The sequence below is a fragment of the Janthinobacterium sp. SUN211 genome (assembly GCF_030587315.1).
Lineage (GTDB): Bacteria > Pseudomonadota > Gammaproteobacteria > Burkholderiales > Burkholderiaceae_D > Janthinobacterium > Janthinobacterium kumbetense.
The window spans coordinates 65,139-80,427 of record NZ_JAPWIC010000009.1 but is presented as its reverse complement, the minus strand read 5'-3'; the positions used below and the strand labels follow the sequence as shown (position 1 = coordinate 80,427).

The 15,289-nt window shown below is 61.9% G+C and carries 17 protein-coding genes; 8 read left to right on the top strand and 9 right to left on the bottom strand.

Features of this window, described 5'->3' with window-relative positions; translation table 11 throughout:
- Window positions 1-33 precede the first annotated feature (33 nt).
- Window positions 34-1,368, bottom strand: coding sequence for an MFS transporter (locus O3301_RS24540; protein ID WP_305057754.1), 1,335 nt, complete (start codon window positions 1,366-1,368; stop codon window positions 34-36).
- Window positions 1,369-1,492: 124 nt separating this feature from the next.
- Window positions 1,493-2,407: a transcriptional activator NhaR gene (gene nhaR / locus O3301_RS24535; protein WP_289919597.1), complete on the bottom strand. Its 915-nt coding sequence runs from the start codon at window positions 2,405-2,407 to the stop codon at window positions 1,493-1,495.
- Between the two features lie 117 nt (window positions 2,408-2,524).
- On the opposite strand from nhaR, the gene O3301_RS24530 reads away from it, so the two are divergent.
- The 5 genes from O3301_RS24530 to O3301_RS24510 all read left to right on the top strand — a co-directional run bounded on the left by O3301_RS24530 (window position 2,525) and on the right by O3301_RS24510 (window position 6,118).
- On the top strand, window positions 2,525-3,598 hold the full coding sequence (locus O3301_RS24530; protein WP_076568380.1) for a DUF475 domain-containing protein: 1,074 nt from the start codon (window positions 2,525-2,527) through the stop codon (window positions 3,596-3,598).
- 131 nt (window positions 3,599-3,729) lie between these two features.
- Window positions 3,730-4,305 carry a TerD family protein gene (locus O3301_RS24525; RefSeq protein WP_070222543.1) on the top strand — a complete coding sequence of 192 codons (576 nt, stop codon included), beginning with the start codon at window positions 3,730-3,732 and terminating at the stop codon, window positions 4,303-4,305.
- A 78-nt stretch (window positions 4,306-4,383) separates the two neighbouring features.
- Window positions 4,384-5,079 (top strand): TIGR00266 family protein, encoded by a 696-nt coding sequence (locus O3301_RS24520; protein ID WP_251351058.1) that lies wholly within the window; start codon window positions 4,384-4,386, stop codon window positions 5,077-5,079.
- Window positions 5,080-5,113: 34 nt separating this feature from the next.
- Window positions 5,114-5,695, top strand: coding sequence for a TerD family protein (locus O3301_RS24515; RefSeq protein ID WP_099665451.1), 582 nt, complete (start codon window positions 5,114-5,116; stop codon window positions 5,693-5,695).
- A 249-nt stretch (window positions 5,696-5,944) separates the two neighbouring features.
- A complete protein-coding gene (locus tag O3301_RS24510; RefSeq protein ID WP_369812239.1) occupies window positions 5,945-6,118 on the top strand; it encodes a YqaE/Pmp3 family membrane protein in 174 nt (57 codons plus the stop codon).
- 70 nt (window positions 6,119-6,188) lie between these two features.
- Here the strand turns inward: O3301_RS24510 and O3301_RS24505 are convergent, their stop codons facing one another.
- From O3301_RS24505 to O3301_RS24495, 3 genes are all read right to left on the bottom strand, one after another.
- On the bottom strand, window positions 6,189-7,841 hold the full coding sequence (locus tag O3301_RS24505) for a patatin-like phospholipase family protein (protein ID WP_099665450.1): 1,653 nt from the start codon (window positions 7,839-7,841) through the stop codon (window positions 6,189-6,191).
- A gap of 249 nt (window positions 7,842-8,090) precedes the next feature.
- A complete protein-coding gene (locus O3301_RS24500) occupies window positions 8,091-8,945 on the bottom strand; it encodes a DUF3667 domain-containing protein (RefSeq protein WP_305057820.1) in 855 nt (284 codons plus the stop codon).
- A gap of 139 nt (window positions 8,946-9,084) precedes the next feature.
- Window positions 9,085-9,783, bottom strand: coding sequence for a helix-turn-helix transcriptional regulator (locus tag O3301_RS24495; protein WP_305057753.1), 699 nt, complete (start codon window positions 9,781-9,783; stop codon window positions 9,085-9,087).
- A 76-nt stretch (window positions 9,784-9,859) separates the two neighbouring features.
- Here O3301_RS24495 and O3301_RS24490 point away from each other — a divergent pair, with 76 nt between their 5' ends.
- Together O3301_RS24490 and O3301_RS24485 are read left to right on the top strand one after the other, a co-directional pair.
- Window positions 9,860-10,987: a cytochrome P450 gene (locus tag O3301_RS24490; protein ID WP_305057752.1), complete on the top strand. Its 1,128-nt coding sequence runs from the start codon at window positions 9,860-9,862 to the stop codon at window positions 10,985-10,987.
- Entirely contained in the window at window positions 10,984-11,331 is a 348-nt protein-coding gene (locus tag O3301_RS24485) for an antibiotic biosynthesis monooxygenase (RefSeq protein WP_305057751.1), read from the top strand. Before O3301_RS24490 ends, O3301_RS24485 begins: the two co-directional genes overlap by 4 nt.
- Before the next feature lie 3 nt (window positions 11,332-11,334).
- Here the strand turns inward: O3301_RS24485 and O3301_RS24480 are convergent, their stop codons facing one another.
- On the bottom strand, window positions 11,335-11,787 hold the full coding sequence (locus O3301_RS24480) for a hypothetical protein (protein WP_305057750.1): 453 nt from the start codon (window positions 11,785-11,787) through the stop codon (window positions 11,335-11,337).
- 178 nt (window positions 11,788-11,965) lie between these two features.
- On the opposite strand from O3301_RS24480, the gene O3301_RS24475 reads away from it, so the two are divergent.
- Window positions 11,966-12,232 (top strand): hypothetical protein, encoded by a 267-nt coding sequence (locus O3301_RS24475; protein ID WP_077399791.1) that lies wholly within the window; start codon window positions 11,966-11,968, stop codon window positions 12,230-12,232.
- Between the two features lie 90 nt (window positions 12,233-12,322).
- Here the strand turns inward: O3301_RS24475 and rpoH are convergent, their stop codons facing one another.
- From rpoH to O3301_RS24460, 3 genes are all read right to left on the bottom strand, one after another.
- Entirely contained in the window at window positions 12,323-13,216 is an 894-nt protein-coding gene (gene rpoH / locus O3301_RS24470) for an RNA polymerase sigma factor RpoH (RefSeq protein WP_034784924.1), read from the bottom strand.
- 417 nt (window positions 13,217-13,633) lie between these two features.
- Window positions 13,634-14,554, bottom strand: a complete 921-nt coding sequence (gene ftsX, locus O3301_RS24465; protein ID WP_099665445.1) for a permease-like cell division protein FtsX — start codon at window positions 14,552-14,554, stop codon at window positions 13,634-13,636.
- Window positions 14,551-15,288, bottom strand: coding sequence for a cell division ATP-binding protein FtsE (locus O3301_RS24460; RefSeq protein ID WP_251351063.1), 738 nt, complete (start codon window positions 15,286-15,288; stop codon window positions 14,551-14,553). Before O3301_RS24460 ends, ftsX begins: the two co-directional genes overlap by 4 nt.
- Window position 15,289 lies beyond the last annotated feature (1 nt).

The following is a 15,289-nucleotide window of genomic DNA, read 5'->3' as shown; positions in this document are numbered from 1 at the left end:
GGCGGGCGGGCGCGGCAGGTTTTTCACGCTTGTTCAGCCTTTGGCCGCCGTTTGCGGCCCGCCGCGCATGGCAAACACCATGACGGCCGAGACCACCGCCGGGATGGCGACGACGAGGAAAATCGTGCTGTTGGGCCAGTTCAGGCGGATCAGTTCGCCACCGAGCACGGGGCCGATGATGGAGCCGATGCGGCCCACGCCCAGGCTCCAGCCGATGCCTGTCGAGCGCAGGGTGGTCGGATAGTAGCTGGCCGCCAGGGCGTTGACGGCCGGCTGGCCACCCACCACGCAAAAGCCGGCGATGAAGATCGTGATGAACAGGAAGGCCAGCGACACGTCCGGGCGGCCGATCAGGGCAATGGCGACTGCGGCAACGAGGAAGCAGGGCAGCAGGATGCGGCGGAAGCTGGAGCGGTCGATCAACTGGCCCATGACGAGGGTGCCGATGGTGCCGCCCACTTGCAGGGCCGTGCCGGCCAGCACGGCGTTGGCCGTCGACAGGCCCGCTTCCCTGGCAATCGTCGGCAGCCAGTTCGACAGGAAATACAAGTTCAGCAAGTTCATGAAGTTGATGACCCACAACAAAATCGTCATCTTCGCGCGGCCGCCCGTAAACAATTGCAGCACGGGCGCGCCCTTGTGTTCCTTTTCATGCACGACATACTGGGTTTCGGCCGTGATGGTCACCGTCGGATCGATGCGCTTGAGCCACTTGGCGACTTTATCCAGCTTGCGTTTCTTCAATACCAGGAATTGCATCGATTCCGGCAGCAGGAAGAACATCAGCACGCCGATCACCAGCGGCACCACGCCGCCCACGTAAAACACGGATTGCCAGCCGAACGCGGGAATCAGCGCGGCGGACAATAAACCGCCGAGCACGGCGCCCAGGGTAAAGCCGCACGAGACGAGCATCATCAAGGTGACTTTCTTGCGCAGGGGGCTGTATTCGCCGGCCAGCGCCATGGCGTTCGGCATCACGGCGCCCAGGCCCAGGCCTGTGATGAAGCGGATCAGCTGCAATTGTTCGATGGTGGTGGCCAGCGGCGTGACGAGCATGCACAGCGAAAAGAAGATGGTCGAGCCGATCAGCACGGGACGGCGGCCGAACTTGTCGGCCGTGATGCTGAAGACGAGCGAGCCGACCAGCATGCCCAGCAAGCCCGCGCCGAACACGGGCCCCAGGTTGGCCTTGCTCACGTGCCAGTCGGCAATGATGGCGGGCGCCACATAGCCCATCGCCTGCACGTCGAAGCCATCCATGATGACGCACAGCCCGCACAGGATCAGCATGCCGATCTGGAAGGAACCGATCTTGTTGTTGTTGATGAGATCGGGAATATCGATCGTCTTGCCTGCCGTGGACATGGTGCCGCTCCTGTTTTTTTATGGTGGTCGCGCCCTGCCGGCGAGGGAGGGGCGCGTGTTTGTCTCAGGCTTCATTACAATCGCTTTTGATTAATTATTCAAACGTTATTTTCGAATGGATTTATCAGGTTTCCTTGTGAATCTTCGGCTGGCCCTGGATGGCCGCGAGGATCACGTCGAGGGCAGGATGCATGATCTTGCGCTCGTTGGAAATGACGTAAAACTGCTCGCGCAGGGACGAGGCGTCGCCCACCAGCACGGCGCCGAATTGTTCTTCGATATCGGCCGCCAGGCTGGCGGAGGCGAAGAACAGGCCCAGGCCCTTGCGGCCGAACGCGTTGAGCATGGCGTTGTCCTCGAATTCGCCCACCACGTCGGGACGCACGCCTTGCTGCACCATCCATTCGTCGATGCGCCCGCGCAAGGCGTTGTTGCGCGCGGGCAGTAAAAAGGGGGCGCCGTGCAGGCTGTGCGGGAAATTGTCGCGGTACTGGGCGGCCAGCGCGGGGATGCCGAACAGTTTCATGGCGCTCTCGCCCCACAGGTGGCTGGACACGCGCAGGCTGGCGCCGGCCGGTACGGCGCGGTCCGTCAACACCAGGTCCAGCTTGTGCAAGGCCAGGTCGGCCAGCAGGGACTCGAATTCATCTTCCAGGCAGACCAGCTTGACGGGCTTGTCCAGGCTGCGCGTGGCGTCAAGCATGCGGTACGCCATCAGTTTCGGCAAGGAATCGGAAATGCCCACCGTCAGGCGCATCTTTTCCGCGTCGGTGTCGGCCAGCGCTTCCTGCATCTGCTCGCCCAGCAGGAAAATCTGGTCCGCGTAGCCGAGCGCCAGCCGGCCCGCTTCCGTCGGCACCAGGCGCCGCCCCTGCGGCTGCAGCAGCGACTTGCCCAGTTCCTTTTCCAGCAGGGCCAGCTGGGTGCTGATGGTTTGCACGGCCAGTCCCAGCCGTTCAGCCGCGCGCGTCACGCCGCCTTCCTTGGCGACCACCCAAAAGAAGTACAAATGGCGGTAATTGAAACCGGTGGTTTTCATCGCTGCATCCTCTATCTTCTGTTTTTACGAAGTAATACTTCCATTATCTTCTATTTTTAAATGTGTCACACGTCCCTATACTACGTTCCATTGAATTTGGATAAAGGGGAACTATCGATGAAACATTTCAGAGTGTCATTTCTAGTGACATTTATCTGCCTGGGCATTTCCGCCTGGTGGGGTTACACGCACGGCGGCGTGCAGACGATGCTGGCGGCGCTCGGTATCGCGGTGATCCTGGGCGTGATGGAAGTCTCGCTGTCGTTCGACAACGCGGTGGTCAACGCCTCGGTGCTGAAGAACTGGGACAAGTTCTGGCAGGGCTTGTTCCTGGGCGTCGGCATCATCATCGCCGTCTTTGGCATGCGTCTGGTGTTCCCGCTGGTCATCGTGGCGCAAGCGGCCGACCTGGGCTTGATGGAAGTATGGAATCTGGCACTGAGCAATCCTGAACAGTATTCGATGCACCTGACGAATCACCATGCGGAAGTGGCGGCCTTCGGCGGCATCTTCCTGCTGCTGGTGTTCCTGAACTTCCTGCTGGACTCGGAGAAGGAAACGCACTGGCTGGGCCGTATTGAAGAAAAACTGGGCGCGCTGGGCAAGATTTCGTCGATTTCCGTGATGATCGCGCTGGGCACCCTGATGGCGAGCCTGTCGATGATCGAAGAAGGCCAGAAACTGGTGGTGCTGACGGCCGGTCTGTGGGGTATTTTGACCTACGTGGGCGTCGATGTGGTCAGCGGCTTGCTGGAGGGCGATAACGGCGACGGCAACGTGGGCGACATCGTCAAGCGCGGCGGTATTGGCGGCTTCCTGTACCTGGAAGTGCTCGACGCCTCGTTCAGCTTTGACGGCGTGATCGGCGCGTTTGCCATCACCAAGGATGTCGTGATCATCATGCTGGGCCTGGCTATCGGCGCGATGTTCGTGCGTTCGATGACGGTGTTCCTGGTGCGCAAGGGCACGCTCGACGAGTTCGTTTATCTGGAGCACGGCGCGCACTATGCGATCGGTATCCTGGCCGTGATCATGTTGGTCAGCATGAAGTTCCACATTCCCGAGATCTTCACGGGTCTGATCGGAGTGGCCTTCATCCTCGCCTCGCTGTGGTCGTCGATCCGCTACAAGCGCAGGATGGCCCTCGAAGAAGGCCGGACGGAAGCGCTGGAAGCGGTCAAGGCAGTGTAAAGAATGCGCGACAAACGACTACACCCGTTTGTCGGCAAGTTGTAGCAAGCGTCGCCGCCGGCCTGGGGAGTCAGGCCGGTGGAGGACGCCAGGTGTTTGGTCTTACACAACCCACATAGGAGTAATACATCATGGCAATCAGTCTGCAAAAAGGCGGCAACGTCAACCTGAGCAAGGAAGCCCCTGGCATTTCGAAGATGATCATCGGCCTGGGCTGGGATGCCCGCGCCACCGACGGCGCCGCGTTCGACATCGACGGTTCCGTGTTCCTGCTGAAGGCCGACGGCAAGGTTCGCGCCGACGTCGACATGATTTTCTACAACAACCTGAAATCGAGCGACGGCTCCGTTACCCACTCGGGCGACAACACCACCGGCGCCGGCGATGGCGACGATGAAACCGTCGTCGTCGACCTGGCCACGGTGCCAGCCGAGATCGACAAGATCGCCGTCTGCGTCACGATTCACGATGCCGAAGCGCGCAAGCAAAACTTTGGTATGGTATCGAAGGCGTACGTGCGTTGCGTGAATGCCAACGGCAACACGGAAATCGCCCGCTTCGACCTGTCGGAAGACGGTTCGGCGGAAACGGCCATGGTCTTCGGCGAAATCTACCGCAATGGCGGCGATTGGAAATTCAAGGCCATCGGCCAGGGTTACAAGGGCGGTTTAGGCCCATTAGCTGCCTCGTTCGGCGTCGGCGTGTAAGTCGTCAATAGTAAATAGTACAGGCGGTCCGCAGTGCGGGCCGCCGCCATCACCATCATCGTTGAGGAAGGAATAGGTATGCCAGTTTTCAATATTACCGGGGACGTCGACCCGTTCCTGCATGTGTCGCTTGCCAAGGGCGAGAAGATTTATTGCGAATCCAATGCGATGGTGATGATGGAAACCAATCTTGAGCTGAAAGGCAAGATGACGGGCGGCATAGGCGCCGCACTGATGCGCACCTTTGCCAACGGGGAATCGTTCTTTCAGCAGCATATCGAGGCCATGCGGGGTGACGGCGATTGTCTGCTGTCGCCCACCTTGCCCGGCGCGATGCGGGTGCTCGAGGTTGGCGCCCAGCAATACATGATCAGCGACGGCGCCTTCGTGGCGGCCACGTCTGGCGTGGAATTGAAGGTGCGCACGCAAAGCCTTGGCAATGCGCTGTTTGCCCAGAGCGGTGGTTTTTTCATCACCGAGACGGCAGGCAGCGGCCAGTTGGCGGTATCCGGTTTTGGCGCGATGTCGATACTGGAAGTGACGCCTGGCAAGGACGTGGTGATCGATAACTCGCACGTCGTGTGCTGGGACAACCGCCTGCAATACGAAATTTCCATGACGACCGGCAGCAGCGGCGGCTTTCTGGGTAACCTGATCAACAGCCAGACCAGCGGCGAGGGCATGGTGCTGAAGTTTTCAGGCACGGGAAAAATCCTCGTGTGCTCGCGCAACCGCGCAGCCTTCCTCGCCTGGACCCAAAGCAAGCCGGCGTAATCAAGCAGTAACCAACCAAACAGGAGCTATGCGTATGTCTGTCAATTTGAGCAAGGGCCAGAAGATTTCTCTGGACAAAGAAGCTGGTACCACCCTGACCCGTATCACCATGGGCCTGGGCTGGGATGCGGCCAAGACCAAGGGTTTCCTCGGTTTCGGTTCGAAGACGGAAGCCGTCGACCTGGACGCTTCGTGCGTCATGTTCGACGACAACAAGAGCACATCCGACATCGTCTGGTTCCGCCAGCTGAAAAGCAAGGACGGCAGCATCGTCCACACGGGCGACAACCGCACGGGCGCGGGCGATGGCGACGACGAACAGATCAATGTCGATCTGTCGAAAGTGCCGGCGCACGTGAAGAGCCTCGTCTTTACCGTCAACAGCTTTACTGGCCAGAACTTCTCGCAGGTGGAAAACGCCTATTGCCGCATCTTAAATGCCAGCAATAACCAGGAAGTCGCGCGTTTCAACCTGTCTGTGCAAGGTTCCCACACGGCACAGATCATGGCCAAGCTGTACCGCCATAACGGCGAATGGAAGATGCACGCCATCGGAGAAAACGGCAACGGTCGCACCTTTGACGACTTAATGCCCCAGATTTCCGTGCATCTATAAAGGTCTGGCCAAATCTGCTGCGCGCCGCGATTTGCGGCCTGTGATGCTCACTGTGCATTCGCACAGCTGCGCTTCTCGGCCGCAACTCGCATTCGCTCGCGACGATTTTGCCAGACTTTATTAAGGAGCAGTACGCAGCGGGCGGGGGACGGACCGGATACCGGCCCTTGTCCGCTGCTCTATATTGAAGGAGAGTATGTCGTGATGCGATTGCTGATAGCCTTGCTACTTCCGTGTCTCACGTTTTTCATGCTGGGGCGCCCGCTGGCCGGTGTCGCCGCCTTGATCTTGCAGTGCACTGTGATCGGCTGGGCGCCGGCGGCCCTGTGGGCCCTGTACACGGTGAACCAGCATAAGACGGAGCAGGAACTGGAAGGCGCGTTAAGCCGCAGCTACATGCGCAGGCGTAGTCGGTTGATCTAAATCAACCGGGCGCCAGGTATCCTTGCGCTAAGGCCCGCACGAGCGATCGTGCGGGCTTTTTTGTGCGCGCTCACTTCTTGCAGCGGATCGGCACGTTCACGGAATTGCCGTCCGAACTCAGGTTGCGGTACTGCAAATCTTCGCTTTCGATGGCGAAGCGGGGCACGGCGTGGACATAGCGCTGCTTGCAGACGGTGTCGTCATTGATCAGCTGGCCCGCCAGCATGTAGTCGCACAGGGCGAAGCGCGATTCCTCGTCGTCGAGGATCAGCACGCGCGCGGCGCTGTACAGGGCCGATTGCAAGACTTCCGGGCTGCAATTTTCCGGGCCCGTCAGCTTCAGATGGGTTTTCGTCTGCGTGGCCAGCCGTTGCAGCTTGACGAGGGCGGCGCGTTCTTCCTTGCGGGCACTGTCGACGTGCACGTCTTCGCTGGCCAGGCGCAGCGCCAGCGAGGCGATCTGGTCGATGGAAATATGCCAGGCAAAGCCTTCCAGCCGCGTGCGGATCTGGCCCGGCAAGGGATCGGCCGCATCGACTTCGCAGCGGTACTGGCCCAGGTGGGGGCGGCACAGCACGGGGATGGCAAAGGCCGAGGTGCGCTTGCTCTTGACGAATTTCTGGCTCAGGTCGCCAAAGTTTTCATGCGTGATGGTATCGAAGCGGGCTTGGCCAAAGCCCATCTTGACGAGGTTTTCCTTGCGCTGGCGCGAAAACAGGGCGTCGACGGCATCATAGATATTCTTGTTGAAAATGCGGTCCAGCGGCTGGCGCTCGTCCGACATCTTTTCAAAGACGGCGCTGGAATTGGGCGCGTTGGCATCGATGGAAATGAGGATGAAGGGCTTGCTGTTCAGGCGCGGCGGCACGACGGCCATGTCGTTGCCGTACAGCTGAGTCAGAGCCACGTCCCACAGGGTTTCCACGCCCAGGTTGTCGGCCGCGCCGCCATCGAACAGGTGCACGTAGGACGGCGATTCGCGCGACTCGGAACCGAGTTCCGGCACGAAACTGTTTTTCGGACGGAAACGCTCGAAGGTGACGGAATCGAACACGCCGGGGAAGGCGGCCGAGGTGGCCACGGCCGTGGCCAGACGGATATCCTGGATCGGCGAATGCAGGGTGCTGTAGAAATACTCATAGGAAAACACCACGCGCTTGCCGCCATCCGTGGCGTCCGTCGCGTTGGCCAGGAAGATGGGGCCGCCGTGCGGCAAGTCCTGGTAGGTTTTCTTGTCGTACAGTACATCATCCAGCACGTCGGACAGGAACGAGGTGCGCGTCTTGTTCGTCAACAACATCGTCGTCAGGTTGGCGGGTTTCAAGATGGTCTGGCCAAAGAAATCCGTTTTCAGCTTGCTGCGCAGCAAGGGCCAGTCCGTCTGCTTGCCATGCAGCGCATAGTAGCCGCCCGCGATGGCGCCGCCCGAGACGCCGGAAATGGCCGAGGCGCCGCTGACGAGGCCGAACTGCTCCAGCTGTTCCAGCGAGGCGGCCGAGAAATTGGCTGCGCGGCTGCCTCCGCCGGACAGGGCGATGCCGATGAAGTGGTCGTTGGGCATGGGATTCTGGATGCGCGCCTTGGGCGCGTCGATGCGCAGGCGCGGGGTTTCCTGCACGGTAAATGTGCGGTTTTCGACGCCGCTGTTGGGGCGCAGGGCGAGTACCGTGCAGCCGCTCAGCAGCGCAACGAGGATAAATGGGGCGAACAAACGTGGATGCATGCGTGATCTGTGCGTAGTCAGGGGTTGGGATACGGACGGAAACGTGTGCGATTCTAGCAAACCCGGCAACAATCAGCTATTCAGCTATTCAGCTGATAAGCGGACAGGGCAGCGCCGCTACGCCCGCAGGCATGGCCCGTGCGCCAGCACGCCCGGTGCCAGCGGCCACAAGCCATCGTCATTGATCTGCATCAATGGTGGAGCGTCCGCTGGCAGCAGGACCGCCGGAGCGCCTCTTGGTGGCGTAGCTTAATGCCGCAGCATCACGCCGATGGCGATGCAGGCCACGATCGCCAGGCTCATGGCGAGGCTGTAGGCGACCATCAGCAGCAGCCAGCGGCAGACGGTGGCGAGTTTGCCGCTTGGATACACGCGCCACATGGCCCAGGGCAGATAGGCCAGCAGCCAGGCGCCGAGCACGAGGCGGACCAGGTCGACGGGGATCAGGAGCATCAGCGCCATCGTGATGAAGGCGAAGGCATTCGTATGCAGGGCGAACAGGAAATGCTCGCCATAGCGCCGTCCGCTGCCCAGGTAGAGGATTTTCAGGAACAGGGCGAACAGCGGCATCAGGCAAAACATGGCGTACGGCGCGTAATGGAAAAAGCTTTCCACCACGAGTTTTTGTTTCTCGGCCGTGGGCAGTTGCTCAAAGTCTTGCCATTGGCGCGGCAGGGTGGGCGTCTGGCCCAAAATGCTGACCTGCATGGTCGACGTCTGGTTTTCCGGAGCTTGGCGGGGGCCATGGGCGCCTACCTGGGCTTGCTGGTCGTGGACGGTGAGGAACATGTCGGGGCTGCTGAACTTGAGGATGGCAAAGAACAGGATGCTGAAGGTCAGGTAGACGCGCAGCGGCTCGACGTAGCGCACGCGGCGTCCCGCGAGGTATTCGTTGCTGAGTGCGCCAGGGCGGAACAGCAGCAGGGCCAAGGTACGCCAGAGCTTGCCTTCGAGCGCCACATAATGGGCGACAAATTCATGCAGGAATTCGCGCGCGCTGGGCATGTGCACGGCCGTTGTCTGGCCGCAGGCGCTGCAGAAGTTGCCTGGCGCATCGGTATGGCAGTTATGGCAGGTGCTGGCGGGATGCGTGCTGGATGACACTGTTTTCAAGATGGTCTCTTTCCATGGCCGAAAGGTAAAGATGATCGCTCAAGGGCGCAGCATATGATGAAGGAAAACAATGATAAAAGCGCATTTTTTCGCGTTCTAGTTGCTTCCGAGATACAAAATCCTGCACCGTTCAGGCGCCACGGAAGGCGGCCAGCAGGCGCTGTTCACCGGCCGGCGTGAGGTGCAGGGCGCGGCTGTCGAGTTCGCGCTCGGCCCAGCGCTGGCGCAGGGCCAGCTGCAGCAGGGCCGCCCCCAGCGCGCCGCCCAGGTGGGCGCGCCGTTCGCTCCAGTCCAGGCAGGCACAGGCGAAGCGGCGGCGCTGGCGCTGCAATTGCGGCACGTCGATGCCCAGGGCCGCCATGCCAGCCGCGCCCGCTTCCGACAAACGATATGCTCCGCCATCGTCCAGCAGCCAGCCTTGCGTGTGCAGCTGGTCATGCAGGGCGACGGCCACCGTGCCGGCCATGTGGTCGTAGCAAGTGCGCGCATGGCGCAGGCGGTCCGGCGTGGTGGGCGTAAACGGCGTCGCCGCCACGCCAGCCACCACCAGCAGCGCTTCGAGGGCCTGGCCCACCTCCATGCTGGCCAGGCGGTAGTAGCGGTGCTTGCCCTGAGCCAGCATCGACAGCAAGCCATCGTCGCGCAGCCGGCTCAGATGCGCGCTGGCCGTCGAAGCGCCCACCTCGGCCAGCGCCGCCAATTCCGTGGCCGTGCGCGCATGGCCGTCGAGCAGGCTGCACAGCATGCGCGCGCGGGCCGGCTCGGCGATGGCGCCGGCCAGTTGCGCCAGTCCCATGTCGGCCGTGCGGGCTTGATGCTTGTCATCCATGATTCGTCCGTTAGCGAAGTGTTGTGGTGGAAGGGCCAGCATACTCTGCTCCCTACCTCACTGCAATGGAAGCCGCATGCCGCTCACCGATTCTGTTACCGACCCCGTGGACCCTTTCTCTGCCGTCACCCACGCGGCGCCGTACGATTACTATCGCCGCCTGGCGGACGGCCCGCCGCTGCGATTCGATGCGCAGCTCGACTGCTGGCTGGCGACGGGCGCGGACGGCGTGCGCGCCGTGCTGGCGCATCCCGCCTGCCGCGTGCGGCCAGCGGACCTGGGCGTGCCGCACAACCTGGCGGGCACGCCGTGCGGCGCGATCTTTGCCGAACTGGTGCGCATGAACGATGGCGAACGGCATACCTTGCCAAAACAGGTGCTGGCGCGCGCGCTGGGCCAGGTGGATATGGCGCGCTTGCAGGGGCGGGCGCTGCACCTTGCCGGCGAGCGGGTGCCCGGCAGCGCCGCCCAGCTGAACGATGCGATTTTTGAGCTGCCCCTGTTCGCCATGGCGGACTTGCTGGGCTTTGCGCCAGCGCAATGGCCGGCGCTGGCCGCCTGGACGCGCTCGTTTGTCGCCTGCCTGTCGCCGCTGAGCAATGCCGAGCAACTGGCCGGCGCGCAAGTGGCGGCCGATGCTCTGCTGCAAAGTTTTGGCCGTCTGCTGCGCGCGGGCGACGTGAGGCCCGGCAGCATGCTGGCCGCCATCGTGGCCGAGGCGGATGCCTTGGGTTGGCAAGCGTCGGGCGGCGTGCTGGCCAACCTCGTGGGCTTGCTGTCGCAGACGTGCGACGCCACGGCCGGCTTGCTGGGCAATGCCATCGTGGCCTTGCGCACGCAGCGGGATTTGCTGCCGCAACTGCGCGCCGCGCCCGAGCTGTGGCCGGCCATGCTGCGCGAAGTCAGCCTGCGCGATCCCGCCATCCACAACACGCGCCGCTACACGGCGGAAGACGCTGAGTTCAATGGCGTGCGCGTGCCGGCCGGGCAGATGATCCTCGTCGTGCTGGCCAGCGCCGGCCAGGCGGAGTCGGGCTTCGGCCATGGCCGCCACGCGTGTCCGGGCCAGGCCATCGCGCTCGCCACCGCCACGGCTTGCCTGCAGGCGTGGGCCGGGGCATTGGAACGCTTGCCGCTGGCGTGGCGTTATCTGCCGTCGCTGAACGCGCGCATCCCCGTGTTTGCGCAAGGAGAAAACGCATGATTGCCGTGATTTTCGAGGTCTGGCCCAGCGCCGCAGGACGCCAGCAGTACCTGGACCTGGCGGCGTCCCTGCGGCCCCTGCTCGATGAGGTGGACGGTTTCATTTCCATCGAGCGCTTCAGCAGCCTGAGCGAGCCAGGAAAATTGCTGTCGCTATCGTTCTTTCGCGACGAGGCGGCGCTGGCGCAGTGGCGGCAGCTGGAAGCGCACCGCGCGGCGCAATCGGCCGGCCGGCACGGCGTGTTCGACGATTACCGGCTGCGCATTGCCGCCGTCGTGCGCGATTACGGCTTGCTGGAGCGGCAGCAGGCGCCCGAAGACAGCCAGCGGCGCCACGATGCCTAGCCATCAGCGGGGCAGCGCGCCCTGGGTGATTTTCACCTTGACCCGGTAGGTGGGCTCGGCCGCATTCAGGGTGGGCGGCGTGGCCGGGTCGACGTCGAGCAGGGTGAACGTCAGGTGGTTGACGGTGACGGAACTGGCGGCGCCGGGCATGGACTCGGACAGGACGATGTCGGTCGTGCCCGCGCTGTTGAGCAAACTGAAACTGTAGCTGACGTAGCCTTTCCACACGCACACGGCGCCCTTGCGGCAGCGGCTGTCGTTGACGCGTTCGAGTTTCAGGGTATCGGTGGCCGTGATGGCCACCTGTTCGCCCGGCGAAAGCACGTGGGTGACGCTGCGCGGCGTGTTTTCCGCGTCGCCGGCGCTGCCGGCCGCGCCGCAGCCGGCCAGTATGGCCAGGCAGGCGAAGAACAGGGGAAGCAGCACGGTGCGGTAAGAGCGGTTCAGAGTAGACATGTTTTTCCTTTCAGGTGGAGCGTCCCCGGCGTGCTTGTTCACGCGTGGGATAAAATGATAGTAACAAAATGATATTTTTCCGGCGCACTATTGGCGTGCTGCCGATGAATTGAGGCGCGAGCCACGCGGCGCGCCGATTACTGCGTAGAATGGCTGTTTTGAAAATCAGGAAACAACCATGAAAAAAACCGACCTGGCCAAAAGCGATGCCAAGAAACTGATGGGAAAGATGAATGTTCCCGGCGCCGGTGCATTCGGTAAGGAAGCGGTGGTCGTCGACCGCCGCGAACAGCGCAAGCGCGACCAGGCCCTGGGCCTGGTGCCATTCGCCGTCAAGCTGAACAGCGATCTGGTCTTGCAATTGCAGACCCTGGCCAAGGAGCGCGGTGCGGATCTGAATGAAGTCGTTGCTGAATTGATCAGCAAGGGCCTGGCTGCAGCTTAACTGGCTGCCATGTTTATCTGTTGATAAACATCAAGTAGTAAAACTAAAAGGCGCCTTGCGGCGCCTTTTACATTGCGGCATTGCTTGCGATTACACGTAGGCCGCCAGCGCGCCCTTCATTTTTTTCAGCGCCGCCACTTCGATCTGGCGGATGCGCTCGGCCGATACGCCGAACTCTTCCGCCAGCGCGTGCAGGGTGGCGCCGGAACCGTCGTCGTTGGCCAGCCAGCGCGCTTCGATGATGCGGCGCGAACGGGCGTCCAGCTTGGACAGGGCCGTTTCCAGGCCTTCCGATTGCAGGCGCGTCACTTGTTCCGCTTCCAGCACCTTGGTCGGCTCGCTTTGCTCCGACGACAGGTAGGCGATCGGCGAAAACTTGTCGTCTTCATCGTCGGTCGGCGATTCCAGAGCAATGTCGCGGCCGCTCAAACGCGTTTCCATCTCGATCACTTCTTCGCGTTTCACGTCGAGCAGCTTGGCCAGCGCATCGATCTGCTTCGGCGTCATCGCATCCAGGCCCGTCTTGTGGCTGCGCAGGTTGAAGAACAGCTTGCGCTGCGCCTTCGTCGTCGCGACCTTGACCAGGCGCCAGTTTTTCAGGATGTACTCATGCATCTCGGCTTTCACCCAGTGCATGGCGTACGACACCAGGCGCACGCCCTGGTCCGGATCGAAACGTTTCACGGCTTTCATCAAGCCGATATTGCCTTCCTGAATCAGGTCGGCGTGCGGCAAGCCATAGCCCAGGTAGCCGCGGGCAATCGAGACCACCAGGCGCAGGTGCGACAGCACCAGTTCTTGCGCGGCGGCCAGGTCATTTTTTTCGCGCAGGCGTGTCGCCAGCGAAATTTCTTCGTCGTGGGTCAACATGGGCAGGCGGTTCACGGCCGAAATATAGGCGTCGATATTGCCCAGATTGCCAGTGAACCCGAGGCCCAGCGCATTACTTTTGGTCGGAACCAATGCGGACGTTGCGGACATCATAGTCATGTTTTCTCCCTCGTAGTCTTGCTTTGTTCCAGTTGGCCACGTCACGCGACGTGGCAGCTTGTATCGTCGTTTTTGCGTATTCGGTCTTGCACTTTGCAGATCGCGGCACCATCTTGATCTGGCGTCCATGGCGGTTCTGCTGTTGGTATGTCCCTATATTAGCACTCTCTGCTTGAGAGTGCCAATCAGCACATTTAATCGATCTGATAGCCTAAATGCTATGGCGAATGAATGCCTGATAAATATGTCTGAATAGCGATCTGAACAGTGCTGCAGGCCGCTTCACGACAACGTAGCCAGTCTACGGCCTCTGGCTGAAGCGAACCTTAAGAATACTTGCTTAATATCAAGATAACAGCAGTATGGGGAGGGCGCATGGCGGCACCGGAGGCGCCGCCATGGGAAAGAAGATCAGTTCAGGCGCGCCAGGTGGCGCTGCACGCAGAGGAAGGCGCCGATCAGGCCCAGGCCGGCGCTGACGGCCAGCAAGCCGGCCATCGGCAGCGGCGCCAGCGGCACCAGCTGGAATTCGGACGCATACAGGCGGGCAAACTCGGCAATCGCCGTATTGAGCGGCTGCAAAGCCAGCGCCACGGCGCCCAGGGCCAGCGCACCGGCGCACAAGCCCAGCAGGGCGCCCGTGTAATAGAAGGGACGGTGGATGAAGGTGTCCGTCGCGCCGATCAATTTCGAGATGCTGATTTCATCGCGCTGCTGCATCACTTGCAGGCGGATGGTGTTGAAGACGACGGCGATCACGGCCACGCCCAGGGTAATGGCCAGCAGCAGCAGCACCAGGCGCAGCACGCCCAGCAGGGCCGCCAGGCGCTTGACCCAGGCCGAATCGACTTGCGCCGATTCCACGCCGGGCAAGTGGCGCAGCTGTTCCGCCACCGCATCGACATCCTGCGCTTCGCTGGCGCTGCTGAAGGCGTCGAGTTTCAGCACATAGCTGTCGGGCAGGGGATTGTCACCCAGCGTACTCAGCACATCGGCCAGGCCGTTCTTGTTTTTCAGCGAATCCAGCGCCTGTTCGCGCGGGATGAAGACGATCTTCGCCTTTTGCTCGCCGACAATCTTGCGCATGGCGCCCGCCAGGCCCACGGCTTGCTCGCGCGGCGTGTCGATCTTCAGGAAGACGCTGATTTCCGGGTCGACCGACATCTGTTCCGACATGGGGCGGACATTGTCGAGCATGGTCAAGCCGGCGAACGGCAGCGACAGGGCGATGGCGACGACGAGCACGTTCAATAGGAAGCCACCCGGCGACTTGCGCAAGTGGATCAGCGCCGAACCGAGGGCGAAGCGATGTTGACGGAACCAGCCTCTCATGCCTGTTCTCCTTCGCCGTCATCTAAGCCTGGGGCGAAATCGGGATCGGGCGGCGCGAACACGGGCGCCTGCGTGGCCTTGTCGATGGCCACCAGCTGGCCGTTTTTCAGGTGGATCACGCGGGCGGCGGCGTCGAGCATCTGTTCGTCATGGCTGGAAATGAGGCAAGTCACGCCCACGGAGTGGAACGCTTTCAGGGCGTCGAGCACCTTGTTGGCGCTGGCGCGGTCCAGGTTGGCCGTCGGTTCGTCGGCCAGGATGATCTGCGGCCGGTTGACGATGGCGCGCGCGATCGACACGCGCTGCTGCTCGCCGCCCGACAGCGACAGGGGACGCGCCATGGCGCGGTCCAGCAGGCCGACTTTATCGAGCGCGGCGCGCGCGCGCTGTTCGGCCGCCGTCTTGTGGGCGCCGACGACGAGCAGCGGCAGCATGACGTTGGCCAGGATGGAGCGGTCGTTGAGCAATTTTTGCTGCTGGAAGATCAGGCCCATGTTGCGGCGCAGGAAGGGCACGCCGGCCGGCTTGATCTTCGCCATGTCCTGGCCATTGACGATCAGCTTGCCCGACGTGGGGCGTTCCATGGCGGCGATCATTTTCAGCAAGGTGGATTTGCCGGCGCCGGACGGGCCCGCTAAAAACACCAGCTCGCCTTTGGCAATATTGAGGGAAATATCGCTGAGCGCCACGGCGTCGGCGGAGTATTGCTTGGAGACGTGCTGAAATTCAATCATG